Here is a 26,698-nt window from a genome sequence, read left to right on the forward strand (position 1 = left end):
TGCGGTTTGCGGTCCGCGGTCCGTCTCGCAGAACCCTCTAGGGTCACCGCCTGTGACCGTCTACGTAGCCGAGGAGTTCAGCGAAACCGAGGCTGATGTCCTGCGCCGCTACTTCACCAACCTCGACAGCCCGGTGTTCGCGCTGGTCAACCTGCCCGAGGTGGTCAAGGGTGCCCTGTTCGCCCGGTACTCCCGGTCCTCCAAGAGCCTGCGGCGCCTGTTCCTCGACGAGTTCGTCGGCGAGCTCGACATCTCCGGCGACCAGACCATCGACGCCACCGTGGGCCTGCGGCGCGCCGAGGAGCTCTACGACCGGGTGTTCTTCGAGTACGGCGACGACTCCGTGGCCCAGCTCGGCGGGGTCCACCTGGCCTGTGAGCAGGCTTCCAACCTGCTGACCAAGGTGCTCGAGTGGGGTCGGCTGATGTCGTACCTCGAGCAGTCGACCCGCTACATCGCCTACGACGCCCGCATCGGCGGCCGGTACCGCTTCTACCGGGATCCGGGGATCCTCGGGTCACCCCTCGGCACCCGGTTCGTGGGCGAGATGGACCGGCTGTTCGACACGTACGCCGAACTGCTCCCCAAGCTCACCGACTTCTTCAAGGAGCAGTTCCCGAAGGACGAGAACGACTCCGACTTCGTGTACCGCCAGGCGGTGCGGGCCAAGGCGTTCGACGCCCTGCGCGGCATCCTGCCGGCGGCGTCGCTGTCCAACGTCGGCATCTACGGCACCGGTCAGGCCTACGAGGCGCTCCTGCTGCGCATGCGCTCGCACCCGCTGCCCGAGGCCCGCACGTACGCCGACCTCATGCTCCACGAGCTGCGCAAGGTCATCCCGTCGTTCCTCAAACGGGTCGACCTGCCCGACCGGGGGGTCGCCTGGAGCGACTACCTCGGCCGCAACCGCGAGGCCATGGACGACATCGCCGCGCGGTTCTTCCCCTCCGGGGAGACCGAGGCCCAGGCGGCACCCCGCACGACCCTGGTCGACTTCGATCCCGACGCCGAGATCCACATGGTCACCGCCATGCTCTACGCCCACACGCACGTGCCCGAGGTGCAGATCGAGCGCCGGGTGCGGGCCATGTCGGCCGAGGAGCGCCTCCAGATCGTCAAGGCGTACGTGGGGGAGCGGTCCAACCGGCGCCACCGGCCCGGACGGGCCCTCGAGCGGATCGACTACCGCTTCGACGTCCTGGCCGACTACGGGGCCTTCCGAGACCTCCAGCGCCACCGCATGCTCACCCTCGAGTGGCAGCCCCTGTCGCCGCGGCACGGCTACACGCGCCCAGAGGCCGTCGACCTGGCCGGCGAGGGCGGCGCCTTCGACCGGGCCATGGAGCGCTCCGCGTCGCTCTACGACCTCCTGGAGGCCCGCTTCCCGGCCGAGGCCTCCTATGCCGTCTGCCTGGCCTACAAGGTCCGCTTCACGATGCAGATGAACGCACGGGAGGCCATGCACATGCTCGAGCTGCGCAGCGGCCCGCAGGGCCACCCGGCCTACCGGGAGGTCGCGCAGGACATGCACCGGCTCATCGCCGACGAGGCCGGGCACCACGCGGTGGCCGAGATGATGCGGTACGTCGACCACGCTCCGGAGCCGAGCCTGGAGCGCCTCGACGCCGAACGGCGGGCAGAAGCACGGCGCGAAGGCCGATGATCGCGCCAGGATGCGGCATCGCGCGGTCTCGCGCGTAGTATCCGGCCGCGGCCTCGCTCCAGCGGGCCAGCAGCACTAGACCGAAAACGTTCCGACGAAGGAAGACATGGCAGACGACGAGCTGATCGAAGACGAGATCGACGTCGAAGACGCCGAGGACGATGTCCTCGACGGCGACCTCGACGACGCCGAACTCGATGACGAGCTCGCCGACGACCTCGACGACGATGTCGTCGTCCCCGACGAGGACCTCGTGGCCGTGGTGGTCGAGGAGGGGGACGAGGATGCGGAGGAGGAGCCCGCTCCTGCGCCCGTCAAGGGACGGTCCGGCGACGACGATGAGGACGATGACGACGATGTCGACCCCGATGACGTCGAGGAGGACCTCGACACCATCTTGAAGGACCGCATCGCCGCCGGCGCCGACGATGACGATGAGGACGACGAGGAAGCACCGGTCGACGACCGGGCCGACGGCGGCGACCGGGTCGCACCTCGGGCGGCCGAGGAGTTCTCGTGCAACGAGTGCTTCTTGCTGGTCCGGCGCAGCCAGTTCAGCGCCAAGCGCACCGATTGCCCCGGTGGCCTCGACGGCGAGGACTGCCCGGTCAAGCGTGAGCTCAACCTGGCCTGACGCCTGGGGGTGGGCCGGCGGGCCCGCCCGAATGATTGGGGTGTCACCGCACCGGTGCACCAACATGGGCCGGTGACTGACGAGAAGAACCCCATCGGGCACGTGGTCGAGGTGGCGGTGTACGCCCCGATCGGCTTCGTCCTCGAGGCCCGGCGCCTGCTCCCGTCGTTCGTAGAGCGCGGTCGCCAGCAGGTCAACATGGCCAAGGTGGTGGGGCAGTTCGCCGTGACCCACGGGCAGACCACGGCCACCAAGAAGCTGGCCAAGGTCCAGGCCCAGGCCGGGGCGGTGCTGACCGAGTTCGGCGTCACCCAGGCGGCGACGCCGGCTGCGGCCCCTACGGCCGCCGCGCCCACGTCCACGCCGGGAGCGCCCGCAACCCCGGCGCCCGCGCCCGTCCGATCCAGCGAAGCCGCGATCGCCCTGCCGATCGCCGACTACGACAGCCTGGCCGCCAGCCAGGTGATCCCGCGCCTGGCCGGGCTCTCCGAGGACGAGCTGCAGGCCGTGCACGACTACGAGGTGAGCCACCGGGGTCGCAAGACGATCCTGGGCAAGATCACCCAGCTCGGCGGGGCGTAGGCGCCACCGTGGACGCTGCCCGCGTCGCCACCGGCGACGATCTCGCCGCCATCACCGAGCTGGCCACCGAGGCGGTCGCCGAGCTGTCGGAGCTGCGAGGGGGCGCCGTGTGGCGCCTCCAGGACGGCCGTCAGGAGCCCGTCGAGGCGGGGATCAAGGCCGACGTCGCCCGCCCACGTGCCGAAGGGCTGGCCGTGGTGGCCACCATCCACGAGGTGGTGGTCGGCTACGGGATCAGCCGGATCGACGAGCTGGCCGACGGCTCGCCGCTGTCGGTGATCACCGACCTGTACGTCCACCCCGAGGCGCGAGGCATCGGCCTGGGCGAGGCGATGATGGACCTGCTCGTGGCCCACGCCAACGAGGTCGGGGCCGTCGGCATCGACTCGCTGGCCCTGCCGGGCGACCGCGGCACCAAGAACTTCTTCGAGACCTTCGGGCTCAAGGCCCGCGCCATCGTCGTGCACCGATCGCTGCGCCCCACCGACGATCCGGCAGGGAGCGACGATGGCCGCGCCTGAGCTGTGCGTCAGCGCCGTGGTGATCGATGACGAGCGCCTCCTCCTCGTGCGGCGCGGCCGAGGGCGGGCGCAGGGCACGTGGGCCGTGCCGGGCGGCCGGGTGGAGCCGGGGGAGCTGCTGGCGGAAGCGGTGGTGCGCGAGCTGCGGCAGGAGACCGGGCTCGAAGGCGTCTGCGGCGAGCTGCTGGGCGTGCTCGAGCTCGTCGACGACGAGGGCCCGCACCAGGTGGTGCTGAGCCACGTGGTCACGCTGATGGAGGCCATCGAGCCGGCGCCGGGCGACGACGCGGCAGAGGCCCGCTGGGTGCCCCTGGCCGACGTGTGCGACTACCGCCTGGCTCCGGGCCTGGCCGAGTTCCTGCACGACCACCAGGTGATCGCCACGATCACCTGATGGTCGGAGGACCCGTTCGTCAGGCGAGCGGCGGGCCTAGCGGCCCTTCCACTCGGGGGCGCGCTTCTCGATGAACGCGTTGAGGCCCTCGGAGAAGTCTTCGGTGCCGAACATCTTCATGATGCCCTCGCCGGACCGCTTCCACCCGACGTCGTCGGGCTCGTCGGTGGTCTCGAGGGCGATGCGGCGGCTCTCGCGGACGGCCAGGGGAGCGGCCTCGCAGATCTGCTCGGCTAGCTCGGTGGCGCGGGCCAGCGCCCCGCCCTCGGCGCTGAGGTGGTTGACCAAGCCGTAGTGGTGGGCCTCCGCCGCCGAGAAGTCGAGGCGGCCGGTGAGGATCAGCTCCATGGCGATGTTGCGGGGGATCTTGCGGGGCAGGCGGAACAGCCCGCCGCCGGCGGCGACCAGGTTGCGCTTGACCTCGGGGACGCCGAACACGGCGGTCTCGGAGGCGACGACGAGGTCGCAGGCCAGGACGATCTCGGTGCCGCCGGCCAGGGCGGGGCCGTCGACCGCGGCGATCAGCGGCTTGGAGCGCACCCGGTGGACGATGCCGCCGAAGCCGCCGCGAGCGGTGGACATGCCCCCGGGGTCGGTGGCCATCTGCTTGAGGTCGGCGCCGGCGCTGAAGATCCAGCCCTTGTCGGTCTGGGCACCGGTGATGATCCCCACCCAGGCGGCGTCGTCGCCCTCGAGCTGGTCGATGGCGGCCTCGATGCCCTGGGCGACGTCGGTGTTCACGGCGTTGCGGGCAGCGGGACGGTTGATGGTGATCACAGCGACGTGGCCACGGAGTTCGTAATCGACGGTCATGGCGGCGACGTTACCGGGTACTTGACCGATCAGTCAGGTTCGTCGTCCGGGCGGTTACGGTGGCCCGCGATGCCACCGTCCGGGTCCCACCAGGTCGCCTGTCCCTACTGCCGCGGGACCGATGTGGCGCGGTTGTACCTCGGTTCGGTCCGCCTCGATTCGTGCCAGTGCGCCGAGTGCGGGGCGCGCTGGGACGAGGATCCGCACACCGGCGAGTTCCGGGGTCGGGCCACTCGGGCCTCGGTGGTGGTGCCGCGCGGCGACACCTGATGCGGGGCCGGCCGCGCGACGGCCGGGCCCCGATCGGTTCAGGCGTCGGGGGTGGCGGACGGCTCGTCCGCGGCAGCGGTCTGGGGCTCGGCCGAAGCCGGCTCGGGCGCTGCCGCGACCGGTTCGGCCGGAGCCTCGGGCTCCGGTACCGCAGCGGCGGCCGCGGGCGTGTTGCCGACGGCTTCGATCTCGCCCTCCTGGATGGCGGCCTCGATGACCTCAGCAGGGGGTTGCTCCGCCGGCGCGGCCTCGGTGGGGGTTGCCTCGGCAGGGGTGGCCTCGGCGGGGGTGGCCCCAGCTGCAGGCGCGGCCGGCTTCGGCGGCTTGGGCGGACGGGGCTTGCCGCCGCCCTTCCCAGCGGCCCCACCACGGCCGCGTCCCTTGCGGGCCGGTGTGGCCTTGGGCTCGATGCCGAACGCCTCGGCCACCTTCGGCACGCGGTCACCCATGCGGGTGATGACGGCGATGAGCTCCTCGGAGGGGGCATCGGGCTTGGAGGCCGGTGCGACCGTGAGGCGCACCGGAGAGAAGGAGAGGGCGTCGAGCACGGTGGCCCAGCGGTCGGCGGCGGTGTCGGCGGTGAGCGAAGCCGATGCGGCTTCGGCCAGCTTCACGGCCAGCTCGGCGGGGAGCGGGGCGCCGGCCTTGGGCGGACGGGAGCTGAGGCGGAGCGCCCGGACGATCCGGCCTTCGGTCACCGTCTCCTGGAGCTCGGCCAGCCATGCGGCCTGCTCGCTGTCGAGGCGCTGGCTCAGGCCGTCGCGCAGCTGGGTGGCCAGCTCACGTCCGGCCTCGTCCTTGGCCCCGGTCTCCGAGGCGACGACGACGGAGCGCAGGTCGCGGAGGTCGAGCTCGGCCATGTCGGCGAGGGCCGCCTCGGCCTTGTCGAGCCACTCGGCCGAGCGCAGGTCGGGGAGGAGGCGCTCGGCGATGGCGACCAACGGCTCGGCCGCCACCTCTCGACCGCCGGCGGCGCGGGCCTGCTCGTTCTGCTTCTCGACGGCCTGGCGCACGGCCGGGATGCCACCGATGAGGATCTGCTCGGCGATGACCTGCTCGGCTGCCGGCAGGGCGTCGAGCGCCGCCTTGCGGTGGGCGCGCCCGGCACGGAGCCGCTTGGCCTTGGGCTTCGGCGGGGGAGCGGGGCGGTCGCGGCGCGGCCGGTCGCTGCGCGGGCCGCGGTCGCCCTCGGAGCGGGGGCCACGGTCGCCTTCTGGCCGGGGACGCCGGTCGCCGTCGGGACGGCCGCCCCGACGATCGCCGTCGCTTCGGGGCTTGCGGTCGCCGTCTCGGCGCGGGCCGCGGCTGCCACGGTCGCCACGGTCGGGGCGGTCACCCCGGTCGCGGCCGCCGCCGCGCCCGGCGAGCTTGCTGGTGACCAGCTCGTCGTCCTTCACGGGGCGCGCGATGATCTCGAGCGTCTCGACCGGGGCCCGGTTCTTGGTCTTGGGGGGCAGGACGGCGACCACCTCGTCGCCGTCGAGCGAGAACTCGATGTCGGCGCGCAGCTCCTGTCCCACGGAGGCCCCTTCCGGGAGCAGCTCCGCCCTGAGTACGCCCTTGGGCTGCTTTGCTCCGGCGGCTCGCCACGACCAGGTGCCATCGGCACGGTCACTGGTGAGCTCGATGTCGATCCTGCGAGACATAGGGCTGCCAATCTACTCGCTCGCCGCGACCCGCCCGTCCGGGGATCTCCCCACCTCACCGCTGGGGGAGCGACGCAAGGGCTCAGGCCGATGTCAGCTGGGGTTGCGGGCGGTCACCAGCCAGGTGGCGCCGTTGAAGGCCACGCGGCCGTCGACGAGGTGGCGGCGCAGCTCGGCGCGGACCTCGTCGAGCACGGCCGCCCAGGCGTCGGGGCCGAGCTGGGGCTCGAGCTGGAGCTGGGCCGCCCGGCCGGTGGCGGTGTGGAGGATCATCGTCAGGCGCTCCTCGACACCGTCGGAGCCGTCTCTGCTGTAGTCGCACCGGGCGTCGTGCGGGACGATGGCCACGTCGGCCCACCCCGAAGCTGCGAGCATCTCCTCGACCCGGGCCGGGTCGGCGAAGGCCATGGGACCGGGGGTCCCGGGGGCCGGGGGAGGGGGCCGGGGGTCGAGGCGATCGACAAGCAGCGAGGTGCCGAGGGTGAACATCGGGTTCTCCTCGACGCCGCGCCAGCACACGAAGGCGAGCGAGGCTCCCGGCGCCGCAGCCGACCGGATGTTGGCGAAGGCCGAGGCCGGCTGGTCGAAGAACATCACGCCGAACCGGGACACGATCGTGCTGAACGGCCCCATGGAGCGGAGGTCGTCGGTCTGCGCATCGGCCACCACGAACGAGGCATCGGGCACGAGCTCGGTGGCCGCCTCCACCATGGCGGGCGAGATGTCGACCCCGAGGCCGCTGGCTCCCATGGCGGTGGCGAGGCCGAGCAGGGAGCCCGTGCCGCAGCCGATGTCGAGCAGCCGGTCTCCGGGCTTTGGCTCGACGGTGGCCAAGATGGCCTCGCTGAACGGCGCCAGCTCGGCATCGAAGAGGTGGCGGTGCTGCACCCAGCCCGCAGCGTTGGTCCGCCAGAACTCTCGCATCTGCTCGTTGGCCATGGGGCGGACCCTACCGGCCGCCAGCAGGCAGGTCTCAGGGTGCGGGCGGCGCGAATCGGATGTCGAGCGAGCGGAGGTAGGTGTGCAGCCCGGCGTCCTGGATCGGGAGGATGTGGGCGTCGGTGCCCGATTCGTTGACGTGCGCGTGCCACAGCCCGGGCGGGGTGACGAAGGCGGCGCCCGGCTCCCAGTCGACGCGGATCGGGCGCTCGATGTCGCCCCGCTCGTCGAGGCTCCGCCCGAGGAGCGTGTAGCAACCGGGCGGGCAGTCGACGACGAGGTCGAGCGCGACGGATTGGTGGCGGTGGGGCCGCTGCACGGCACCAGCGGGCAGAAGGCCGTACATCGCCCACAGGACGTGGGTCACGGTGAGCGTCTGGGTCTGGGGCGCGGTGGCCATCAGCACGCTCAGCCGGTTGCGGTCCTCGGCATGGGGATCGGCGGCGATGGCCGCCAGCTCGTCGGCGAGCCGGGCCCCGGAGAACCGGGTGCCGCGGAAGCGGGCCTCGGACGGGACGACCCCGAGGTAGCGGAGCAGGGGAGCGTCGTTGACCCAGTACAGGACGGTGTCGTCGGTCGCCGTGTGGACCATCGCCCCGCCCGACGGGACGACGAACAGATCGCCGGGGCCCCACTCGAGGCGGCCGGCGCTCGTGACCGACGATCCGCTCCCGCTCAGCACGAAGAACAGGTCCGAGGTGGCGACCGACTCGGTGCCGATCTCATCGCCGGCCAGGATCTTCACGAACGAGGCGAGCAGGGCCGGGCTCGTGGCCGGCCCCCGGGTGCCTCCGAGGACCGAGGAGAGGTCCAACGGCACCACCCGGCTCTCGCCCCCCTCGTAGAGCGTCGACGGGAACAGCTCGATGGGGAGCTTCGGCGTGTGCCCCGAGCCGACCGGGTTGGCGGCGCGCGAGTACTCGAAGTACTCGGCATCTTCGGCCCAGTCCTCGGCCGCGACGCCGACGAGCAGCCCGAGATCGGTGTCGGTCGTCATCGGTCCATTGTGCCGCGTCGGCGCCGGGGACCGAGGGCGATCAGGACGAGCAGCCCGTCGCGCTCACCCGACCTGCTCAGTGCCCCGAGGTCGCCCCCGGCCCGCTGCCACCCTTGGCGATGATCGCTCGGAGGCGTGAGGGGTCGGTGGCGGTGCTGAGGTCGACGAAGCCGGCAGGAACGAGGTAGTAGCCGACGAGATCGCCGGCCCGGCTTCGCACGGGGTAGCCGTGGGTGGTGATGCGGCCGCTGGCAAGGGTGAGGGTGGGGGTGCCCTCGTCGAGGGCGGCGTCGAAGGCGCTCGTGCGGACGTACCCGGCGAGGCGGCCAGCACGGTCGAGCACCGGGGTGAGGGGGCCCACGCTCGGATCGCCGGGGGTGGTGGCGTAGCCAGAGAGGGTCTTGGGGGCCCGCGACCCGGGGTGCTCGGCATGGGAGCCGAGCACCCCGGCCGCAGCGAGCCCACCGGCGACGACGGCGACGCCGACGACCATGCCGGCGATCGTCGCACCGAGCCGCGCGGAGCGGCGAGGCGAGGTGGGTGGGGCTGCGGGCGGCTGGTTCACCTCAGAGCGCGACGCTGCTGGAGGTGAAGGTCTTGTACTGGGGGGTACCGCCGTAGATGATGCGGTGGTCGGTGGCCAGGCGGTAGTTGCCCGAGCCGCATCCGAGCACGTCGCCATCGACGTTGACCTGGGCGTACCAGCTGTTCGCCGCGTTGTAGACGACCAGGGTGCTCTTGCAGTCGACCCAGCCGCTGCTCGTCTGCTTCTGGATGCGGGCCTGCACGGCCATCGTGTTGTACGGGGCAGATGAGGTGGCGGTGCAGCTCCCGGACCCCGACGGAGTCTTCTGCGACACCGTCGATGCGTTGACCTGGTAGTGGGTGCCACCGGCTCCCGGCTGCGTCCCCCAGGCGCCACCGCCGAGAGCGCAGTAGCCGCCCGGGTACATGGTCCACGGGACGATCGGGTTGGGTGGCTGGGTGGTCCATGCGCCCGCCGGGAGCGTCGTGGCCAGCACCACCGTGGAGAGCGCCATCGCCGCGGCGAGGCCTCGTAGGAAGTCCTTCATGCAGTGTCTCCTTCGTCAGAAGGCGGAGGATGACCGGTCCCACCATTTGGGCCGCCGCCGGAGCGGGAAGGTAGCCGGGGCCCCGGCGGTAGCAGGCTGATGCGACGGAAGAGGAGCGGGATGACCACGAGCGCGGGCATCAGGAGTGAGCAGCGCCGCAACGCCCATAATCTACGTTATGTCGAGTTGGGATCAGGATCCCAGGTCGGCCTTGGGCTCGATCCACTGGGCGGCCAGCGGCCGGGCGTTGTCGAGGAGCCAGCCGAGCGCCGTTCGCACTTCGGCGGCCGACGGTCTGCCTTCCAGATCGCCGTCGACGTCTTCGATGGCGGCCTGCAGGCAGTACAGCGCGCCCTGGAGCTCCTCGAGCTGCAGCCGGTCGATGATCACATCGTCGTCGCCGAGGCCGTGGGCGGCGGCGTACTTGCGGGCGATGTGGGCCTGCTGGCGGCAGCCCGGCCGGCAGTACCTCCGGGGTCGTCCCGTTCGGGCGGCATCGGGCAACGCTCGCCCGCACCACCGGCACCGCTCACCCATCGGTGGTTTCGTCACGTGATGAAACTACCGGTGGTGGACAGGTGCCGACGGTGATGGTCTGCGCGCGATCCACGAAGGCGTTCGGCGGTGGCCGCCGCGCGTTACTGTCGCCGGGTCCGTCGGCTGACGCCGACGGGTGGGGAACGAGGGGGAGCTCGAACATGATCCTTGGACGCGCCACGCGCCGTACCGTCCTGCTGGCTGCGGCCACGATCGGGATGCTCGGCATCCCGGCCCTGGCCGCATCGGCTCCCGCCGGCGCCGCGCCGTCGGCTCCGAGCGCGCCGCCCGCGCCCGCACCGCTGGCGGCACCCACCCCCACGGCGCCGCGCCCGGGCAAGCCGACGAGCGTGGCCGCGGTCGGCGACTCGATCACCCAGTCCACCGGCACCGGGGCCCTGTCGGCCGAGAACCCGAAGAACTCCTGGGCCACCGGCTGGGAGGTCAACAGCGTGGCGGCCCGGCTCAACGTCCCGACCACCAAGCGGTACAACTACTCGACCAACGGCGACAAGATGTCGGACTTCGCCCCGCAGATCCAGAACGGGAAGTCCGGTGGAAGCGGTGACGTGGCGGCCTTGCCGGCCGATGCCGGGCTCGTCCTGGTGGAGTTCGGCGGCAACGACCTCTGCCGCGACACCGTCGCCGACATGACGTCGATCGAGACCTACCGGACGCAGTTCCAGGCGGGCTTGGCCGCGGTGCACGCCAAGGCACCCAACGCCCTCATCCAGGTGATGAGCGTTCCCGACATCTACAACCTCTGGTACATCCGCGGCGCGGTGAAGAACGCGACGTACCACCCCGAGAACGAGAGCGATCAGGCCTCGGGCATCAACGGGGCCCGCTTCTACTGGGACGGGCTCACCGGGCTCGGCGTGAAGTTCCCCTGCCAGTCGCTGCTCCACAACCCCGACAGCTACGCCGCCGCCGACATCACGCGCCGCCAGGATGTCCGCACCCGGGACGAGGCCTACAACGGCGTCCTCGCCGAGGAGTGCGGCAAGGTCCTGCGCTGCCGCTTCGACGGCAACCACCTGTTCGACCTGACGTCGAACCGGGTCTCGCCGCCCGACGGGCCCCTGCTCCCCCAGGCCCAGTGGGCCTTCACCGATCTCGACATCAGCCGCAACACGGCGAGCTTCTGCCCCCTCCCGGGCCTCGTGGGCGGCGGCTGCGGCGACCACTTCCACCCGTCGAAGCAGGGCCAGGGCAAGATCGCCGACGCCGCGACGGTGGCGGGCCGGAACTGGACCGACACCACGTACCCGACGGCCGGCGCCAGCGTGCTGCCCTCGGGAACCCCGAGCGGCGTGCATCGCCTGACGGCCACGGTTCGCTTCAGCGGCACCGATGCTGGTGGCCTTCGCGGCCAGGAGGTTCGCGTGCACAACCCCGATGGCACCGTCGGTGACTGGGTGCCGTCGATCGGCGTGGCCCCCGACAAGGCCATCACCAAGCTCGGCCGGTCGTACGTGGAGGTCCGATCCCTCGACGTCAACGGCAACCTCAGCGCCAGCACCGTCACCGCGGTCGACGTGGCGCCGCTCGAGGCCCCGACCGCACCCGGCACTCCCACCATCACGGCCGGCGGGTCGGGCCTCACGGCCTCGTGGAGCGCGCCGGCCGACGACGGCGGCAGCCCCGTCACCGGCTACTCGCTGCTCGCCTACGTCGGGGCTCCCGCTCCGGCGAGCGGCGCCTCCGTGTACGAGGGCACCGCGACCACCACCCCCCTCCCCGCCCCTCCGGCCGGCACCGTGGTCCGCTACCGGGTGACGGCGACCAACGCCGTGGGGACCAGCCCCGAGTCGGCCGCATCGACCGCCACGATCGCCCCGTTCGGGACCCTGGCCGCCTTCGTCCAGCAGCAGCACCTCGACTTCACCGGCGCGGCGCCGTCGGCGAGCCGGCTGCTGCTCGATGTGGCGGCCCTCGACGCCGGCACGACGACCCCGTCGGCGTTCGTCGACGGGCTGAGGGCGGGAGCGTGGTTCGACGGTGCCTACGGGCCGGCCACGCGCCTGTACCGGGCGTACTTCCTGCGGCTGCCCGATCCGAGCGGCCTCGACTACTGGGCGACCCGGCGCCGGAGTGGGACCTCCCTGGCGGCGATCTCCCAGTTCTTCGCCACCTCCTCGGAGTTCAAGCGCCGCTACAGCACGCTGACCGACACCGCGTTCATCGACAAGATCTACAACAACGTGTTCGACCGCGACCCCGACCCGTCGGGCCGCAGCTTCTACCTGGCCAAGCTGGCCTCCGGCTGGCAGCGCGGCCAGGTGGTGCTCCAGTTCTCCGAGTCGTCGGAGTACGAGCGCAAGACCCGGGGCACCGTCGCCATCGTCGAGCTGGCCCGTGGCATGAACGGCAAGGTCCCCACCCAGGCCCAGGTCGACACCCTGCTCCCGATCTACGCCGCCGACGGCGACCAGGGCGTCTTCGAGGCGCTCGTCTCGGCGGCCGCGTACCGGAGCCGGGTCCTCGCCTGATCGTCCATAGACTCGGACCATGGTGTCGACCCGGCTTCCCCGCAACCTCTTCGTCGAGCGGTCCACGGACCACGAGCGCCTCTGGCGCAAGCAGCGCCTGGCCCTGGCCTTCCGGATCTTCGGCCGTCTGGGCTTCGACGAAGGCGTCGCCGGGCACATCACCGCGCGCGATCCCGGCGACCCCGACCTCTTCTGGGTCAACCCGTTCGGGATGAGCTTCAAGCAGATCACGGTCGACGACCTGATCCTGGCGAACCACAACGGCGAGGTGGTCGAGGGCAGCTGGCCGCTGAACCGGGCCGCCTTCGCCATCCACTCGTCGATCCACGAGGCCCGGCCCGACGTCATCGCCGCCGCCCACAGCCACTCCAAGTTCGGGCGGGCGTTCGCCACCCTGGGCCGCGAGCTCTCGCCGATCACCCAGGACAGCGCGATCTTCTTCGAGGACCACGCCCTGTTCGACGACTACACCGGCACGGTCAACGACCCCGAGGAGGGCAAGCGGCTGGCGCACGCCCTCGGTGGCAACAAGGCCGCCATCTTGCGCAACCACGGCCTGCTCACGGTCGGGCAGTCGGTCGAAGAGGCCCTCTTCTGGTACGTCACGATGGAGCGCACGTGCGAGGTCGAGCTGCTGGCGCGCGCCGCCGGCGAGCCGGTGCTGATCGATGACGACGTCGCCCGGGCCACGGGGGCCGAGAACGGCAGCCACGTGGCCGGCCTGTTCCAGGCCCAGCCGCTGTTCGACTGGATCGCCGAGCAGGAGCCGTCGGCGTACGGCAGCACCGACCCGGTCGACTGAGGCGGTCGCCGGGCCCTCGGCCTAGGACGAGGGCGTGAGCGTGTAGAGGATCGTCACCTTCTTGGCGTCGGTGTCCTCCGCGATGCTGATGCTGGCGGCAAAGGCCTTGTCGGACGCCTCCACCCCGGCGAAGCCGCCCGAACCGCCCTGGGCGCCGGTCTTCACGTCGTTCGTGATGTCGAAGCCCGCGGCCGTGAGCTGCGCCTTGATGCCGTCGTGGAGCTGGTCGAAGGGAGCCGTGGACTCCCCCGTCACGAACAGCTGCTTCTTGCCCCCGGTGTCGGCGCTCGACGAGCTGACCAGCCGCACCGTGGCCGGCGGGGCCAGGTCCTGGGGCCAGCCCTCGGGCAGCGAGGCGTCGGCCCCGTAGGTGGTGGTGTTGCCGTCCTTGTCGGTGTACTCGACGCTCGACTTGCCGTCGTCGGTCTTGACGTCGACCTTCCCGGCGATGGTGGTGGTGGTCGACGCGGGCGTGGCAGCGTCGGAGCCGCCACCGCACGCCGAGGCCGCGAGGGGCAGGGCCACGACCAGCGCGAGGGCGCTCAGCTTCTTGCTCGACCGCATGGACGCTCCCCTCCCCTGGTCCGGCCCCACTGCTGGCGACCGGTGGGCTGGATCGTAGCGGCGCCATCGGGGCGGCCCGACGGACCGCTACCGACGGGGGGCCGGCTGGTACCATCGGTGCTGCCGTTCAGCGTGGGCGGGAGAGTGCTCCTCGGAGCACGCCGAAGGAGCAAGTCCTCCCCGGAATCTCTCAGGCACCAAGGACCGTCCTCGCAGGCAACGCTGGAAAGCAGGGGCACCGTCGCCCCTCACCGAAGGGGAAAGCCCGGTCTCCGGGTGAAGCTCTCAGGTCCCGAGACAGCTGGGGAGGTCAGACCAGCGCGGCCCGAAGGCCACCGAGGAGACCTCCAGATGACCGATCAGCCCACCCTCAGCCAGCTCGAGGGGGCCGCCCCGTTCGAGACGCGCCACCTCGGTCCGGGCGCCGACCAGCAGGCCAAGATGCTGGCCGCCCTGGGCTACGGATCGCTCGACGAGCTGACCGACGCGGCCCTGCCGACGGCGATCCGCAGCACCGAAGGCCTCGACCTGCCCGCCGCTCGCTCCGAGACGGAGGCCCTGGCCGACCTGCGGGCCCTGGCCGACCGCAACGAGGTGGTCACGTCGATGATCGGGCTGGGCTACCACGCCACCATCACGCCCGCGGTCATCCTCCGCAACGTGATCGAGAGCCCGGCCTGGTACACGGCGTACACGCCGTACCAGCCGGAGATCTCCCAGGGCCGCCTCGAAGCGCTCCTGAACTTCCAGACGATGATCGCCGACCTCACCGGCATGGCCCTGGCCAACGCCTCGCTGCTCGATGAGGCCACCGCGGCCGCCGAGGCGATGACGCTCGCCAAGCGGGCCGCCAAGGGCAAGAGCGCCGACGCGGTGTTCCTGGTCGATGCCGACTGCCACCCGCAGACCATCGAGGTGGTCCGGACGCGTGCCGAGCCGCTCGGCCTCACCGTCGTGGTCACCGACCTCTCCGCCGGCCTTCCCGCCGACACCGAGTCGTTCGGGCTGCTGCTCCCCTACCCCGGCTCCTCGGGCCGCATCGTCGACTGGTCGTCGGTGATCGAGGCGGCGCACGGCCATGGCGCCGTGGTGGCCGTCGATGCCGACCTCCTGGCCCTGACCGTCCTGCGCTCGCCGGGTGAGCTGGGTGCCGACGTGGTCGTCGGCGTGGCCCAGCGCTTCGGCGTCCCGCTCGGCTTCGGCGGCCCCCACGCGGGGTACATGGCGGTGCGCGAGGGCCTGCAGCGCTCGATGCCGGGCCGGCTCGTCGGCGTGTCCGTCGATGCCGACGGCGACCGGGCCTACCGGCTCGCCCTCCAGACCCGCGAGCAGCACATCCGGCGCGAGAAGGCCACGTCGAACATCTGCACCGCCCAGGTGCTGCTGGCCGTCACCGCGTCGATGTACGCCGTGTACCACGGGCCCGAGGGGCTCACCGAGATCGCCCTGCGCACCCACCGCTTCGCCGCCGTCCTGGCCGCCGGCCTCCAGGGGGCCGGCATCGAGGTGGCCCACGCCGACTTCTTCGACACGGTCACCGCCGTGGTCCCGGGCCGGGCCGCCGACGTGGTGGCTGCCGCGCTCGAGGGCGGGGTGAACCTCCGCCTGGTCGATGCCGACACCGTCGGCATCTCCACCGATGAGACCACCGTGCGGGCCGACATCGAGGCCGTCCTCGGTGCGTTCGGCGTCACGGGCGCCGACCTCGACGCCCTGGATGCCGCGGCCGGCTCCGCCCTCCCCGCCGGCCTCGATCGCGACACGCCGTTCCTGACCCACCCGGTCTTCCACCAGCACCGCTCCGAGACCGCCATGCTGCGCTACCTGCGCATGCTGGCCGACCGCGACCTGGCGCTCGACCGCTCGATGATCCCGCTGGGCTCGTGCACGATGAAGCTCAACGCCACGGCGGAGATGGAGGCCATCACCTGGCCCGAGTTCGGGCAGATCCACCCGTTCGCTCCCCTCCCCCAGTCCGAGGGCTATCGCACGCTCATCGCCGAGCTCGAGCAGTGGCTGGTGGAGATCACCGGCTACGCGGCCGTCAGCCTGCAGCCCAACGCCGGATCCCAGGGCGAGCTGGCCGGTCTGCTCGCCATCCGCGGCTACCACCGCAGCCGCGGCGACCAGCAGCGAGACCTGTGCCTGATCCCGTCGTCGGCCCACGGCACCAACGCGGCATCCGCCGTGATGGCCGGCATGCGCGTGGTGGTGGTGGCGTGCGACGACGCCGGCAACGTCGACCTCGACGACCTGCGCGCCAAGATCGCCGAGCACAGCGACCAGCTCGCCGCCTTGATGATCACCTACCCGAGCACCCACGGCGTGTTCGAGGAGGCGGTCACCGAGATCTGCGCGGCGGTCCACGACGCCGGCGGTCAGGTGTACCTCGACGGCGCGAACCTCAACGCGATGGTGGGCCTGGCCCGCCCCGGCCGCTTCGGCGCCGACGTCAGCCACCTCAACCTCCACAAGACGTTCTGCATCCCCCACGGTGGCGGCGGCCCCGGCGTGGGCCCCGTGGCCGTCGGCGAGCACCTGAAGCCCTTCCTGCCCAACCACCCGCTGGTCGCCGAGGCCGGACCCGCCACGGGCCCCGGGCCCATCTCGGGCGCCCCGTGGGGCTCGGCGAGCATCCTGCCCATCCCGTGGGCGTACGTCCGCATGATGGGCGGCGACGGCCTGCGCCGCGCCACCCAGGTGGCCATCCTCAACGCCAACTACATCGCCCACCGCCTCCAGCCCCACTTCCCGGTGCTGTACACCGGCCGCGGGGGCCTGGTGGCACACGAGTGCATCGTCGACCTGCGGGGCATCACCAAGGACACGGGGGTGTCGGTCGACGACGTGGCCAAGCGCCTCATCGACTACGGCTTCCACGCCCCCACGATGAGCTTCCCGGTGCCCGGCACGCTCATGATCGAGCCCACCGAGTCGGAGGACCTCGGCGAGATCGACCGCTTCTGCGACGCCATGATCGCCATCCGCGCCGAGATCTCGAAGGTGGCCGCCGGCGACTGGCCGGTCGACGACAACCCGCTCGCCAACGCCCCGCACACGGTGAACTGCCTGACCACCACCGAGTGGGCCCACCCCTACGAGCGGGAGCTGGGCGCGTTCCCCTCCCCCACGGTCCGCCGCGGTGACCGCTACTTCCCGCCCGTCCGCCGCATCGACGGCGCCCACGGCGACCGCCACCTCATCTGCAGCTGCCCTCCCGTCGAGGACTTCGCCGAGTAGGCGGGGCCGGGGCGAACGTGCGCTGTCCACCGGGAGGCCACCTCGATGTCAGGTGGCGCTCGTAGGGTCGAGCCCATGCGCATCCAGGTGACCAACGACGACGGGATCGAGAGCGAAGGGATCCACGTCCTGGCCCGGGCGCTGGCGGCCACCGGCCACGAGGTGGTGGTCGTCGCGCCCGACAGCAACTGGAGCGGTGCCGGTGCCGCCCTGGGCGACTTCGATCCGCGGCAGCCCCTTGCGGTCCGGCGCGTCGAGGTGCCCGGCGCCCCCGACATCGAGGCGTGGTCGCTGGCGGGACCGCCTGCGCTCACGGTCATGGCGTCGTTCCTGGGGGCGTTCGGCGACCCTCCGGACCTGGTGGTGTCGGGCATCAACGCCGGGCACAACACGGGCCGGTCCGTGCTCCACTCGGGCACGGTGGGGGCCGCGCTCACCGCCCAGAACCTCGGCTGCAGCGGCCTGGCGGTCAGCACCGGCACCTCGGCCCCCTGGTACTGGGAGACCGCCGCCGAGGTGGCCGTCGAGGTCCTCGACCTCATCATCGCCGCACCGCGTCGGTCGGTGCTGAACCTCAACGTCCCCGCCTGCCCCCGGGCCGAGGTGGGAGGGATCCGCTGGGCCCGGCTCGCCCCGTTCGGGGCCGTGCGCGCCGCGGTCGCCTCGGCCTCGGAGGAGCAGATCGAGTTCACGCTGGAGGCCACCGAGGAGCGTCCCGGCCCCGACACCGATCAGGGCTGCCTCGACCTCGGCTACGCCTCGCTCACCACGTTGGTGGGTGTGGTCGAAGCCTGGCCCGATGGCGACCTCTCGATCGCCGAGATCGCCGTAGTGGATGCCCGCCTCACACCGGGGGCCGACCTCCACCCGGTGCACGGGGTCCCCGATGCCAGCGAGCACCGGTTCCTGCGCCGGCCCCGACTGGGCGAGACGATCGCTCGCTGACGGGGCGTCGGGCGGGGGTCAGGCCACGGGCTCGGCGGGGGTGGCCGTCACGAACGGGGGCTTGACCACCTGCGCCGGGACGGCTTCGCCCCGCACGTCGATGGCGACGGTGTCGCCGATGGCCACGGTGGGCGGGACGAACGCCAAGGCGATGCCCTGCCCGCGCGTGGGCGAGAAGTTGCCGCTGGTGACCACGCCGGCCGGCTGCCCATCGACCAGCACCACCTGATCGGCGCGCGGCGGGCGGCGGCCCTCGATCGTGAGGGCCCGGAGGCGGCGCGCGACGCCAGCCTCCTTCTCGGCCAGCAGCGGGGCCCGGCCCAAGAAGTCGCCCTTGTCCCAGCTGACCACCCAGCCCAGGCCGGCCTGGAGCGTGGTGATGCCCTCGCCCAGCTCGTGGCCGTGCAGCGGGAGCCCGGCCTCGAGGCGCAGCGTGTCTCGGGCCCCCAGCCCGGCGGGCGCGAACCCGGCGGCCAGGACGGCATCCCACAGCGCCGGTGCGTCGGCGGCGGGCACCGCCACCTCGAGCCCGTCCTCGCCGGTGTAGCCGGTACCGGCCACCACGCAGTCGATCCCGTTCCACGTCATGCGGGCGACGTGGAAGCGGCCGATGGCGGCGGCCTCGGGCCAGATGCCGTGGAGAAGGCGCCGCGCGGCAGGGCCCTGGAGCGCCAGGATGGCGCGGGTCTCGGTGACGTCGACCGCCCCCTCCCCCAGCGCCCCGACCACACCGGCCGTGTTGGAGGCGTTGGGCATGACGTCGAACGTCTCGTCGTCGACCCACCACACGATGATGTCGTCGACCACGGAGGCGTCGTCGGCGTCGAGCAGGTGCGTGTACTGCGCCCGGCCCGGACCGACCTTGTCGAGGTCGTTGGTGAGGGCGAACTGCAGGCGCCCCAAGGCCTCGGGGCCGGTGATGCGGACCGTGCCCAGGTGGCTCACGTCGAACACGACGGCCTCGGTGCGGCACGCCCGGTGCTCGGCCAGGGTGCCAGAGGGGTACGAGAGGGGCATGTCCCAGCCGCCGAACTCCACCAGCTTGGCGCCGAGGGCGCGGTGGGAAGCATCGAGCGGAGAGGTGCGTAGGGTCGTCACGCACCGATCGTAGTGGGGGCGGCGCGGGGCCTCAGCCGGCTGCGGGGTGCTCCCAGGCCGAGCGATCGTCGATCGGACCGTGCTCGTCGAGCGGGGTGTGCAGGGTGCCCAGGCCGAGCAGGCCCAAGGGCTCGGCGGCGATCTGCACCTCGTCGCCGGCGTCGGCCAGCTGCTCGGGCCGTTCGAGCCCGTACTTCACCAGCAGCTCGAGGTAGTCGCGCTGGTAGAGCAGCGTGATGTCGATCAGCGGCTGGAGCTCGCGCAGGCGGCGGAGCTTGCGGTGCTTCTTGGTGACCAGCTTCTGGTTGAGCGTGGTGACCTCGATGTACCGCCCGTGATCGGGCAGGTAGAAGTCGGGGGCGAAGGCCCAGGTGGTGGACCCGTCGGCGCTGCGCTCGAGCACGAACTCGTGGGGCTCGTAGTCCCAGCGCACCCGGTAGAAGTCGAGCAGGCGGGCGAACTGCCGCTCGGAGTTGTGGGCGAACGAGATCCGCTCGTAGGGCAGCCCGACGGAGACGGGCGCAGGCGGGTGGACCGGTTCGATCAGCGTCAGCTTCCGGTGGCGGCCTGCGGTGACGCAGGGGCAGCGGGCCGAGCCGGAGCGGCGGCCGGGGCGTCGCCGGGGAACAGATCGACGATGGCGGTGTCGATCTCCTGCTGGACCCCGTCGAGCGACAGGAGGCTGGTCATGACGAACTGGCCGGAGTTGATGACGTCGAGCAGCTCGTGATCGTCGCGCACCAAGATGGCCTTGCCGCCACCGATGACGAGCCGGGCCGAGGCGACGTCTTCGCCGAGGTTCTCGCGGAGGTACTCGAAGGCGGTGCGGACCGACTCCAGCTTGATGCCCGCGTCGAGCATCGACTTCACGACCTTGAGCTCGAGGAGGTCCCGGTAGCCGTACTGGCGGCGGCTACCGCTGCCCGCGGCGTCGCACACCGACGGGCGGATGAGGTCGGTACGAGCCCAGTAGTCGAGCTGGCGGTAGCTGATCCCGACGATCTCCGCCGCCTTCTTGCCGCTGTAGTTCTGGGTCATGATCGCCTGGCCTCCGCGTTGCAGGTGGGCCGAACGGACCACATGCGTGAAGTTACGTAGGTGTCACCCTACGGAACCCCGCGCGCGGGGTCAATGGTGAACGTCGACCTTTGGTCCAGCCGCAGCTGGGCTCCCACGTGCACCCAGGGGTCAGGTGGCGAAGTCTTCGGGATTCACCGAGTCGATGAAGTCGCGGAACTCCTCGACGATCTCTTCGCTCTCCTCGGCATCGGGAACCTCGTCCTCTTCGGGCTCTTCGATGTAGCCGGCCTCGGCCAGCACCGCCTCGTCGGCGTAGATCGGCGAGCCCGTGCGGGAGGCGAGGGCGATGGCGTCGGAGGGACGGCTGGAGACGGTGTGCACGCCGTCGTGGGCGTGGAGCTCGAGCTCGGCGTGGAAGACGCCGTCGCGCAGCTCGGTGACCGTGACCTTCTCGAGGCTGACGCCCAGATCGTCGAGCAGGTTCTGGATCAGGTCGTGGGTCATCGGCCGGGCCGTGACGACCTCTTCGAGGGCGAAGGCGATGGCGGTGGCCTCGGGGGCGCCGATGAAGATCGGCAGGACGCGCTGCGCGCCGCCCACCTCCTTGAGGAGCGCGATGGGAGAGCTGCTGGGCATCTCCACGCGCACTCCGACGAGCTCCATCTCGACCATCGACCCGAGCCTACCGTCGTCCATAGGGGACACGACCGGTAGATGGGTGACCGGTCAGATCGGGCCGCCGCCGTGGTGCAGCTGGGCCACGTAGCGGTCGGGATCGTCGGCCAGCGCGGCGCCGTCGGCGGTCCACAGCCCGCGCAGGTTGCGGTACCGGCCGGCGTAGTCGAGCCCGTAGCCGAGGAGGAAGGCGTCGGGCGCCTCGATGGCCGTGTAGTGGATGGTGAGCGGGAGGATGCGCCGGGCGCGCTTGTCGGCGAGGGCGCACACTCGCAGCGAGGCCGGGGCGCTGTCGGTGAGGTGGCGCAGCAAGAAGTCGGCGGTGAGGCCGGTGTCGATGATCCCCGAGACGAGCACGACGTGCTCCCCCTCCACCGAGGTGTCGAGGTCCTTCACCACGCGGGTGCGGCCGGCGGCGCCGTCGTAGGGAGCGACGGCGAGCAGCTCGAGGCGCGTGGGGACCGTGAGGCGGCGCGCCAGGTCGCACAGGAAGATCACCGAGCCCTTGAGCACCCCCACGAGGGTGACGCCGTCGGGATGGTCGGCGCTGATGGCCGCGGCCAGCTCGCGGACGTGCTGGTCGAGCTCCTCGGGGCTGGCCAGGAGCTGGGGGCCGGCCACCGGTGTGGCCGCCACCTAGGCCTGGTCGAGGTGACGTCGGAGGTTGGACCGCAGCAGCGCCGCTCGCAGGTCGTGGCCCAGGGCGGACAGCTCCTCGACCAGCTCGACGGCCTCTCGGCGGGCCTGCGGGTTGCGCTGCTTCAGCAGCGGCATCGTGAGCTGCTCCATGAACCCGGCTTCGCGCTCGGCCGCCACCTTGTACATGCGCAGGTGCCGGGCCTCGACGCCCCGGTCGAGGAACCCCGACGCCTTGCTGGCGATGATCAGAGCGTCGCCGTCGTAGAAGACGGAGTCGCCCAGCGCTCGGCCGGTGATGAGGCCGTACTGCTCGAGGGCCCGCAGCGAGTCGCGGCTGATGCCGGCGGCGGTGGCCAGCTCCTGCGCGGTGAGGCTGACCTCGGTGGGGCCGCTGTCGACCGCCAGCGGGAGCTGGGCCTCGGCCTTGGCGGCGCTGGCCTTGGTGGCGGCGGACGCCTTGGCCAGGTCGACCATCCAGATGGGCTGGCTGTCCGCGGACTCGGCCGCCGCGGCCAGCTCGGCCTCGGCGGTGGCCACGACCTGGGCGATGTGGGCCGGGGACTCGTGGGCGACCGCCGGCGCGGCCGGTGCGGGCTCCGCCGGTTCGGCCGGCTCCTCCGGGGACGACGGTGACGGCTCGGACGACGACGCTGCGGGCCGGGGCGCCTCGGGCGGCGGGGTGCCGTTCGAGAGCAGCAGCTCGCCCTGGCCGGCATCGGGGTCGGCCAGGCGGTCCTTGATGACCTTGAGCGGGAGGAAGTGCTCTCGCTGCTGCACGAGGATCCACCGCAGCCGGTCGATGTCGGACTCGTAGAACTTGCGGTACCCCGACGGGGTGCGCTCGGGATCGATGAGCCCCTGGCTCTCGAGGAACCGGATCTTGGAGATGGTGACGTCGGGGAACTCGTCCTGGAGGAGGGAGAGCACCTCGCCGATCGACAGGTGATCGGTCATGTCAGCTCGCCTCTCCGGCGACGAACAGGAGCTTGAACTTCCCGACCTGCAGCTCGTCGCCGTTGTGGATGGGCACATCGCCGTCGATGCGCTGCTGGTTGAGGTAGGTGCCGTTGAGCGACCCCACGTCCCGGACCACCGAGCCCGAGGTGGTGCGCTCGATCTCCACGTGTCGGCGAGACACGGTGACGTCGTCGAGGAAGATGTCGCTGTCGGGGTGGCGCCCGGCGGTGGTGATCACGTGCTCCAGGTCGAACTCGGCGCCCGTGTTGGGGCCTCGGGTCACGACGAGGCGCCCGCCCGGGCCGACCGAACCGAGGTCGACGTGCAGCTCCTCGCCGCTCTCGGAGTCGAGGGAGAAGGTGATGGTGGGCGGCTCCTCGTCGACCCGCTCGAGCGGCTGCCCGCACGAGGAGCAGAAGTTGGACCCGGCCTGGTTGGCATGACCGCAGTTGCTGCAGAACACGTCGCTCACTGCTTCCCTCCGTCCGAACCGTCTGACCCAGGGAGCTGGGTCAGCCTTCGATCAGCTTGCGATAGGCCTCGGCATCGAGCAGCGCATCGAGCGCCGCGGGATCATCGACCTCGATGACGCAGATCCATCCGTCGCCGTACGGGTCGGCGTTGAGGCGCTCGGGGTGGGCGTCGAGCTCGTCGTTGACCTCGACGATGGTGCCGGCGACCGGTGCGTAGATGTCGGACACCGACTTGGTGGACTCGACCTCGCTGATGCCGGCGCCGGCGGCCACGGCCGCGCCCTGCTCCGGGACCTGGACGAACACCACATCACCGAGCGCGTCCTGCGCGTAGTCGGTGATGCCGATGTGGATGCGATTGCCGTCGGCCCGGATCCACTCGTGGTCGCTCGAATACTTCAGATCATCGGGGACGTTCATGGCTGGCGAGGCTATCCCACCACGTCGGGGCGAGGGACCCGAACCCTCAGGGTCAGGTTCACGGTTCGGTTCGGGGCCCGGGTCAGCGCAGCGTCTGGCGGATGCGCCGGACGTACTCCTTGGCGAGCGCCTTGGCTGCAGGCATGTCGGGCCCCTCGGCCCAGATGTGGGTGACGGGCTCCTCGGGGTCGGGCAGCGCGAGGACCCAGCCGTCGTCGTGGATGACCTTGACCCCGTCGATGAGCTCGAGGCGGCGGTCCTTGCTCAGCTCGACCAGCGTCCGCATGACGAGGCCCTTCTGCTCCCAGGGCGTCACGACGGTCTCGTGGGCGAGGTGGGTGCGGGGCAGCGACTCGCGGACCGCCGAGAGCGACGTGCCCTCCAGCGCCAGGAGCTCGAGCAGCTTGACCAGGGCCGCACCTCCGTCGAACGCCGGCAGGAAGCCCGGCAGGATGAACCCGCCGTCGCCGCTGGCCGCGAACCCGACGCCGGTCTCGCTGGCGGCGGCCATGAGGGCCGCGGTGGAGGTCTTGGTGTGCTGGATGCGGACGCCGTGGGGCTCGACGAGCTGCTCGGCGGCGCTGCTGACGTTGACCGGCAGGGCGATGCGGTCACCGATCAGGTGGCCCGCCACCAGGGACACGAACGCCAGGCGGGCCTCGTCGTCGGTGAGCTGCTGACCGGTGTCGTCGATGAGGGTGAGGTGCTCGCCGTCGGCGTCGAGCACGGCGCCGAGGTGGGCGCCCGAGGCCAGCACCAGGGCCTTGACCTGGTCGACCGAGTCGGCCCGTTCGACCGTGATGGCCTGCCGGGTGGACGCGTAGGGGTTGACGCCGAGCACGTCGGCGCCCAGCTTGGCCAGCACGTTGGGCATGACGAAGGCGGTGGCCCCGTAGCCGTAGTCGATCACCAGCTTGAACTTGGCCTTGCGCACCACGTCGAGGGCGACGGTCTCGCCCAGCCCGGCGGTGTACTGCTCGAGGGCCCGCGGCGGGAAGCCGATGTCGCCGATCTCCCCCGCCAGGACCCGGCGGAAGTCCTCCCGGCCGATGAGCCGCTCGATCTTGCGCTGTGCGTCCTCGGTGATGTCGATGCCGTCTCGGTCGAAGAACCGGATGACCACCGACTGGGAGTCGCCCTCGACGAGGCGGATGGTGACGCCGGCGGTGGCCAGCGGCTGGCGGGTGAGGAAGCGGGTGACCGGCACCGGCGCCACCTCGAGGTCGAGCACGTTGACGCCGCTGGCGTTGAGCCCGGCCATGAACGCCCGCTTGAGCATGCGGGCGGCCCGGGACGAGTCTCGGGAGGTGATGACCGTGGTGTCCTTGCGCAGCGTGGTGGCGAAGGCCATGGCCACCCGGGCCGCCAGCTCGGGGCTGATGTCGACGTTGGCCAGCCCGGAGATGCCGTCGCGGCCGAACAGGCTGCGGGCGCCCTTGGACTCCCAGATGATCGAGGAGTTGATGGTGGCGCCGGCCTCGACGGTCTTGAACGGGTAGATCTTCACGCCGGCGCCGACGTGGGCGTCGTCGCCGATGAAGCACTCGTCACCGATGACCGAGCCGTCGTCGCAGCGGGCCCCGCGGCGGATGTCGCTGGCGCGGCCCACCACCGCGCCCCGGATGCGCACGCTCTCGGCCAGGTAGGCGTTGTCGTGGATGACGCTGCGCTCGAGGTCGGCGTCGCCGCGGACCCGGACGTTGCCGCCCAGGACCGTGTAGTCGCCGAGGCGGGCCCCGGCCTCGACCCGGCTGTTCTCGCCGATGATGGCGAAGCCCTCGATCTTGGCGTCGGGGTGGACCTCGGCGCCCTCGCCGATCCAGATGCCCTGACCGAACTCGAACCCGGGCACGTCGACGGTGACCCGGCCGTCCATGACGTCCTTGTGGGCCGACACGTACGACTCGAGCGTGCCCACGTCCTCCCAGTAGCCGTCGGCGACGGCACCGAAGAGCGGCTTCCCGTCGGCGAGCAGGGCCGGGAAGACCTCGCTGGAGAAGTCGACCGGGCGCCCGCCGGGGATGTAGTCGAAGATCTCGGGCTCGAGCACGAAGATCCCGGTGTTGATGGTGTCGCTGAACACCTGGCCCCACGTGGGCTTCTCGAGGAACCGCTCGATGGAGCCGTCCTCGCGGGTGATGACGATGCCGAACTCGAGCGGGTTGGGCACGTGGACCAGGCCGATCGTGGCGATGGCGCTGCTCTGCTCGTGGACGGCGAGGATCTTGCCGAGGTCGATGTCGGTGAGGACGTCGCCGGAGATGACCAGGAACGTCTCGTCGAGCTCCTCCATGGCGTTGCGCACCGACCCGGCGGTGCCGAGGGGCTGGTCCTCGGTGGCGTAGACCATGCGGACGCCGAACTCGGAGCCATCGCCGAAGTACGTGCGGATCTGGTTGGCCAGGAACGCCACCGTGACCACGATCTCGGTGATGTCGTGCTGCTTGAGCAGCCCGATGATGTGCTCCATCATCGGCCGGTTGGCCAACGGGAGCATGGGCTTGGGGCAGTTCGAGGTGAGCGGGCGGAGCCTGGTGCCCTCACCACCCGCCATGATCACGGCCTTCATGGGTCCGAACCTACCGACCGGTGGAGGCGGTGCGGACCAACGTCACGCCTGAGCGGTCTCGGACGCGGCCCGATCGGCCCGTCCCTCGGCCAGCGCCTTGAGCCCGAGGGGGAGGTACATGGCCCACGACACGTAGCTCAGGGCCAGGCCGGGGAGGCCGAAGCCCCACGCCAGGAACCGGGCCTGGTCGGCGAGCCAGAAGTCGGCGGACGAGGCCAGGAACATGGGGAAGGCGATCATCAGGGCGAACGTGCCGGCCTTGCCCCACCAGGTGACATCGACGCGGCGGGCCCCCATGGCGGCGAGCACGACCGTGGTGACGGCGACGACGATCTCCCGGAGCAGCACCATGCCGGCGAACCACCCCGGGACGGCACCGTAGATCCAGATGCCACCGATGCCGACGAAGAACAGGAGGCGGTCGGCCACCGGATCGAGGATCTTCCCGAGCTCCGAGACCTGGTGGTAGTGCCGGGCGATGTAGCCGTCGATCCAGTCGGTGCCGCCGAGCGCACCGAGGAGGATCGAGGCCGCCAGCGGCTCGTCCTTCCCGAAGAGCAGGTAGAGGAACAGCGGCAGGCAGAGCAGCCGGATCAGCGAGATGACGTTGGGGATCGTGAAGATCCGATCCTGGCCATCGGGGTCGTGGGCGCCGGGGGTGGCCGCGACGGGGGTGCCGCTCACTGACATGGGCCGGATCCTACTGATCGGCCCCGGTCGGCACGGAGACGACGC

At 71.6% G+C, this 26,698-nt stretch carries 28 protein-coding genes and 2 riboswitches; of the genes, 10 read left to right on the plus strand and 18 right to left on the minus strand.

Features of this window, described 5'->3' with window-relative positions; all coding sequences use genetic code 11:
- Positions 1-52 precede the first annotated feature (52 nt).
- The 5 genes from ACPPVX_RS00115 to ACPPVX_RS00135 all read left to right on the plus strand — a co-directional run bounded on the left by ACPPVX_RS00115 (position 53) and on the right by ACPPVX_RS00135 (position 3,794).
- A complete protein-coding gene (locus ACPPVX_RS00115) occupies positions 53-1,663 on the plus strand; it encodes an FAD-dependent thymidylate synthase (protein WP_426572839.1) in 1,611 nt (536 codons plus the stop codon).
- Positions 1,664-1,769: 106 nt separating this feature from the next.
- Positions 1,770-2,297 carry a hypothetical protein gene (locus tag ACPPVX_RS00120; protein WP_426572840.1) on the plus strand — a complete coding sequence of 176 codons (528 nt, stop codon included), beginning with the start codon at positions 1,770-1,772 and terminating at the stop codon, positions 2,295-2,297.
- A 72-nt stretch (positions 2,298-2,369) separates the two neighbouring features.
- Complete coding sequence (locus ACPPVX_RS00125; RefSeq protein WP_426572841.1) at positions 2,370-2,879, plus strand: hypothetical protein; 510 nt, start codon at positions 2,370-2,372, stop codon at positions 2,877-2,879.
- An 8-nt stretch (positions 2,880-2,887) separates the two neighbouring features.
- A complete protein-coding gene (locus ACPPVX_RS00130; RefSeq protein WP_426572842.1) occupies positions 2,888-3,400 on the plus strand; it encodes an N-acetyltransferase family protein in 513 nt (170 codons plus the stop codon).
- Complete coding sequence (locus ACPPVX_RS00135) at positions 3,387-3,794, plus strand: NUDIX hydrolase (protein ID WP_426572843.1); 408 nt, start codon at positions 3,387-3,389, stop codon at positions 3,792-3,794. Before ACPPVX_RS00130 ends, ACPPVX_RS00135 begins: the two co-directional genes overlap by 14 nt.
- 36 nt (positions 3,795-3,830) lie before the next feature.
- Here the strand turns inward: ACPPVX_RS00135 and ACPPVX_RS00140 are convergent, their stop codons facing one another.
- The gene (locus tag ACPPVX_RS00140) at positions 3,831-4,607 is read right to left on the minus strand and encodes a crotonase/enoyl-CoA hydratase family protein (RefSeq protein WP_426572844.1); all 777 of its coding nucleotides are present in this window, start codon (positions 4,605-4,607) and stop codon (positions 3,831-3,833) included.
- A gap of 69 nt (positions 4,608-4,676) precedes the next feature.
- Between ACPPVX_RS00140 and ACPPVX_RS00145 the strand changes: the two genes are divergently transcribed.
- The gene (locus tag ACPPVX_RS00145; RefSeq protein ID WP_426572845.1) at positions 4,677-4,877 is read left to right on the plus strand and encodes a hypothetical protein; all 201 of its coding nucleotides are present in this window, start codon (positions 4,677-4,679) and stop codon (positions 4,875-4,877) included.
- A 38-nt stretch (positions 4,878-4,915) separates the two neighbouring features.
- Here the strand turns inward: ACPPVX_RS00145 and ACPPVX_RS00150 are convergent, their stop codons facing one another.
- From ACPPVX_RS00150 to ACPPVX_RS00175, 6 genes are all read right to left on the minus strand, one after another.
- On the minus strand, positions 4,916-6,523 hold the full coding sequence (locus ACPPVX_RS00150) for a hypothetical protein (protein WP_426572846.1): 1,608 nt from the start codon (positions 6,521-6,523) through the stop codon (positions 4,916-4,918).
- A 93-nt stretch (positions 6,524-6,616) separates the two neighbouring features.
- Positions 6,617-7,462 carry a class I SAM-dependent methyltransferase gene (locus ACPPVX_RS00155; protein ID WP_426572847.1) on the minus strand — a complete coding sequence of 282 codons (846 nt, stop codon included), beginning with the start codon at positions 7,460-7,462 and terminating at the stop codon, positions 6,617-6,619.
- A 34-nt stretch (positions 7,463-7,496) separates the two neighbouring features.
- Positions 7,497-8,459: a cupin gene (locus ACPPVX_RS00160; RefSeq protein ID WP_426572848.1), complete on the minus strand. Its 963-nt coding sequence runs from the start codon at positions 8,457-8,459 to the stop codon at positions 7,497-7,499.
- Between the two features lie 76 nt (positions 8,460-8,535).
- Positions 8,536-8,952, minus strand: coding sequence for a hypothetical protein (locus ACPPVX_RS00165; RefSeq protein ID WP_426572849.1), 417 nt, complete (start codon positions 8,950-8,952; stop codon positions 8,536-8,538).
- Between the two features lie 73 nt (positions 8,953-9,025).
- Entirely contained in the window at positions 9,026-9,532 is a 507-nt protein-coding gene (locus tag ACPPVX_RS00170; RefSeq protein WP_426572850.1) for a hypothetical protein, read from the minus strand.
- Positions 9,533-9,724: 192 nt separating this feature from the next.
- Entirely contained in the window at positions 9,725-10,084 is a 360-nt protein-coding gene (locus ACPPVX_RS00175) for a hypothetical protein (RefSeq protein ID WP_426572851.1), read from the minus strand.
- A gap of 146 nt (positions 10,085-10,230) precedes the next feature.
- Between ACPPVX_RS00175 and ACPPVX_RS00180 the strand changes: the two genes are divergently transcribed.
- Entirely contained in the window at positions 10,231-12,561 is a 2,331-nt protein-coding gene (locus ACPPVX_RS00180; protein ID WP_426572852.1) for a DUF4214 domain-containing protein, read from the plus strand.
- Positions 12,562-12,580: 19 nt separating this feature from the next.
- Positions 12,581-13,363 carry a class II aldolase/adducin family protein gene (locus ACPPVX_RS00185; RefSeq protein WP_426572853.1) on the plus strand — a complete coding sequence of 261 codons (783 nt, stop codon included), beginning with the start codon at positions 12,581-12,583 and terminating at the stop codon, positions 13,361-13,363.
- 21 nt (positions 13,364-13,384) lie between these two features.
- Here the strand turns inward: ACPPVX_RS00185 and ACPPVX_RS00190 are convergent, their stop codons facing one another.
- Complete coding sequence (locus ACPPVX_RS00190) at positions 13,385-13,927, minus strand: hypothetical protein (RefSeq protein ID WP_426572854.1); 543 nt, start codon at positions 13,925-13,927, stop codon at positions 13,385-13,387.
- 127 nt (positions 13,928-14,054) lie between these two features.
- Positions 14,055-14,144: riboswitch (glycine riboswitch) on the plus strand.
- A 4-nt stretch (positions 14,145-14,148) separates the two neighbouring features.
- Positions 14,149-14,229: riboswitch (glycine riboswitch) on the plus strand.
- Positions 14,230-14,278: 49 nt separating this feature from the next.
- On the opposite strand from ACPPVX_RS00190, the gene gcvP reads away from it, so the two are divergent.
- Positions 14,279-17,167 carry an aminomethyl-transferring glycine dehydrogenase gene (gcvP, locus tag ACPPVX_RS00195; RefSeq protein ID WP_426572855.1) on the plus strand — a complete coding sequence of 963 codons (2,889 nt, stop codon included), beginning with the start codon at positions 14,279-14,281 and terminating at the stop codon, positions 17,165-17,167.
- A 75-nt stretch (positions 17,168-17,242) separates the two neighbouring features.
- The gene (gene surE / locus ACPPVX_RS00200) at positions 17,243-18,112 is read left to right on the plus strand and encodes a 5'/3'-nucleotidase SurE (RefSeq protein ID WP_426572856.1); all 870 of its coding nucleotides are present in this window, start codon (positions 17,243-17,245) and stop codon (positions 18,110-18,112) included.
- 18 nt (positions 18,113-18,130) lie between these two features.
- Here surE and gcvT read toward each other — a convergent pair whose 3' ends face one another.
- The 10 genes from gcvT to ACPPVX_RS00250 form a co-directional block, all read right to left on the minus strand.
- Complete coding sequence (gene gcvT, locus ACPPVX_RS00205; protein WP_426572857.1) at positions 18,131-19,210, minus strand: glycine cleavage system aminomethyltransferase GcvT; 1,080 nt, start codon at positions 19,208-19,210, stop codon at positions 18,131-18,133.
- Between the two features lie 31 nt (positions 19,211-19,241).
- Positions 19,242-19,643: a hypothetical protein gene (locus tag ACPPVX_RS00210; protein ID WP_426572858.1), complete on the minus strand. Its 402-nt coding sequence runs from the start codon at positions 19,641-19,643 to the stop codon at positions 19,242-19,244.
- 116 nt (positions 19,644-19,759) lie between these two features.
- Entirely contained in the window at positions 19,760-20,248 is a 489-nt protein-coding gene (locus ACPPVX_RS00215) for a MerR family transcriptional regulator (protein WP_426572859.1), read from the minus strand.
- Positions 20,249-20,398: 150 nt separating this feature from the next.
- Positions 20,399-20,902: a bifunctional nuclease family protein gene (locus ACPPVX_RS00220; protein WP_426572860.1), complete on the minus strand. Its 504-nt coding sequence runs from the start codon at positions 20,900-20,902 to the stop codon at positions 20,399-20,401.
- A 54-nt stretch (positions 20,903-20,956) separates the two neighbouring features.
- The gene (locus ACPPVX_RS00225; protein ID WP_426572861.1) at positions 20,957-21,541 is read right to left on the minus strand and encodes a phosphoribosyltransferase; all 585 of its coding nucleotides are present in this window, start codon (positions 21,539-21,541) and stop codon (positions 20,957-20,959) included.
- Positions 21,542-22,498 (minus strand): MerR family transcriptional regulator, encoded by a 957-nt coding sequence (locus ACPPVX_RS00230; RefSeq protein WP_426572862.1) that lies wholly within the window; start codon positions 22,496-22,498, stop codon positions 21,542-21,544. It lies immediately after the preceding gene.
- Between the two features lies 1 nt (position 22,499).
- A complete protein-coding gene (locus ACPPVX_RS00235) occupies positions 22,500-22,973 on the minus strand; it encodes an FHA domain-containing protein (RefSeq protein WP_426572863.1) in 474 nt (157 codons plus the stop codon).
- A 40-nt stretch (positions 22,974-23,013) separates the two neighbouring features.
- A complete protein-coding gene (gene gcvH, locus ACPPVX_RS00240; RefSeq protein ID WP_426572864.1) occupies positions 23,014-23,394 on the minus strand; it encodes a glycine cleavage system protein GcvH in 381 nt (126 codons plus the stop codon).
- Between the two features lie 82 nt (positions 23,395-23,476).
- A complete protein-coding gene (locus ACPPVX_RS00245; RefSeq protein WP_426572865.1) occupies positions 23,477-25,963 on the minus strand; it encodes a sugar phosphate nucleotidyltransferase in 2,487 nt (828 codons plus the stop codon).
- Positions 25,964-26,005: 42 nt separating this feature from the next.
- Positions 26,006-26,653 carry a CDP-alcohol phosphatidyltransferase family protein gene (locus ACPPVX_RS00250; protein ID WP_426572866.1) on the minus strand — a complete coding sequence of 216 codons (648 nt, stop codon included), beginning with the start codon at positions 26,651-26,653 and terminating at the stop codon, positions 26,006-26,008.
- Positions 26,654-26,698: the final 45 nt, after the last annotated feature.

The sequence above is a fragment of the Aquihabitans sp. McL0605 genome, assembly GCF_049993875.1.
GTDB lineage: Bacteria > Actinomycetota > Acidimicrobiia > Acidimicrobiales > Iamiaceae > Aquihabitans.

Coding starts and splice junctions, on each gene's coding strand:
- ACPPVX_RS00120 (WP_426572840.1), top strand. CDS start 1,770: ATGGCAGACGACGAGCTGATCGAAGACGAGATCGACGTCGAAGACGCC.
- ACPPVX_RS00135 (WP_426572843.1), top strand. CDS start 3,387: ATGGCCGCGCCTGAGCTGTGCGTCAGCGCCGTGGTGATCGATGACGAG.
- ACPPVX_RS00140 (WP_426572844.1), bottom strand. CDS start 4,607: ATGACCGTCGATTACGAACTCCGTGGCCACGTCGCTGTGATCACCATC.
- ACPPVX_RS00145 (WP_426572845.1), top strand. CDS start 4,677: ATGCCACCGTCCGGGTCCCACCAGGTCGCCTGTCCCTACTGCCGCGGG.
- ACPPVX_RS00150 (WP_426572846.1), bottom strand. CDS start 6,523: ATGTCTCGCAGGATCGACATCGAGCTCACCAGTGACCGTGCCGATGGC.
- ACPPVX_RS00155 (WP_426572847.1), bottom strand. CDS start 7,462: ATGGCCAACGAGCAGATGCGAGAGTTCTGGCGGACCAACGCTGCGGGC.
- ACPPVX_RS00160 (WP_426572848.1), bottom strand. CDS start 8,459: ATGACGACCGACACCGATCTCGGGCTGCTCGTCGGCGTCGCGGCCGAG.
- ACPPVX_RS00165 (WP_426572849.1), bottom strand. CDS start 8,952: ATGGTCGTCGGCGTCGCCGTCGTCGCCGGTGGGCTCGCTGCGGCCGGG.
- ACPPVX_RS00170 (WP_426572850.1), bottom strand. CDS start 9,532: ATGAAGGACTTCCTACGAGGCCTCGCCGCGGCGATGGCGCTCTCCACG.
- ACPPVX_RS00180 (WP_426572852.1), top strand. CDS start 10,231: ATGATCCTTGGACGCGCCACGCGCCGTACCGTCCTGCTGGCTGCGGCC.
- ACPPVX_RS00185 (WP_426572853.1), top strand. CDS start 12,581: ATGGTGTCGACCCGGCTTCCCCGCAACCTCTTCGTCGAGCGGTCCACG.
- ACPPVX_RS00190 (WP_426572854.1), bottom strand. CDS start 13,927: ATGCGGTCGAGCAAGAAGCTGAGCGCCCTCGCGCTGGTCGTGGCCCTG.
- gcvP (WP_426572855.1), top strand. CDS start 14,279: ATGACCGATCAGCCCACCCTCAGCCAGCTCGAGGGGGCCGCCCCGTTC.
- surE (WP_426572856.1), top strand. CDS start 17,243: ATGCGCATCCAGGTGACCAACGACGACGGGATCGAGAGCGAAGGGATC.
- ACPPVX_RS00215 (WP_426572859.1), bottom strand. CDS start 20,248: ATGACCCAGAACTACAGCGGCAAGAAGGCGGCGGAGATCGTCGGGATC.
- ACPPVX_RS00220 (WP_426572860.1), bottom strand. CDS start 20,902: ATGGTCGAGATGGAGCTCGTCGGAGTGCGCGTGGAGATGCCCAGCAGC.
- ACPPVX_RS00230 (WP_426572862.1), bottom strand. CDS start 22,498: ATGACCGATCACCTGTCGATCGGCGAGGTGCTCTCCCTCCTCCAGGAC.
- gcvH (WP_426572864.1), bottom strand. CDS start 23,394: ATGAACGTCCCCGATGATCTGAAGTATTCGAGCGACCACGAGTGGATC.
- ACPPVX_RS00245 (WP_426572865.1), bottom strand. CDS start 25,963: ATGAAGGCCGTGATCATGGCGGGTGGTGAGGGCACCAGGCTCCGCCCG.
- ACPPVX_RS00250 (WP_426572866.1), bottom strand. CDS start 26,653: ATGTCAGTGAGCGGCACCCCCGTCGCGGCCACCCCCGGCGCCCACGAC.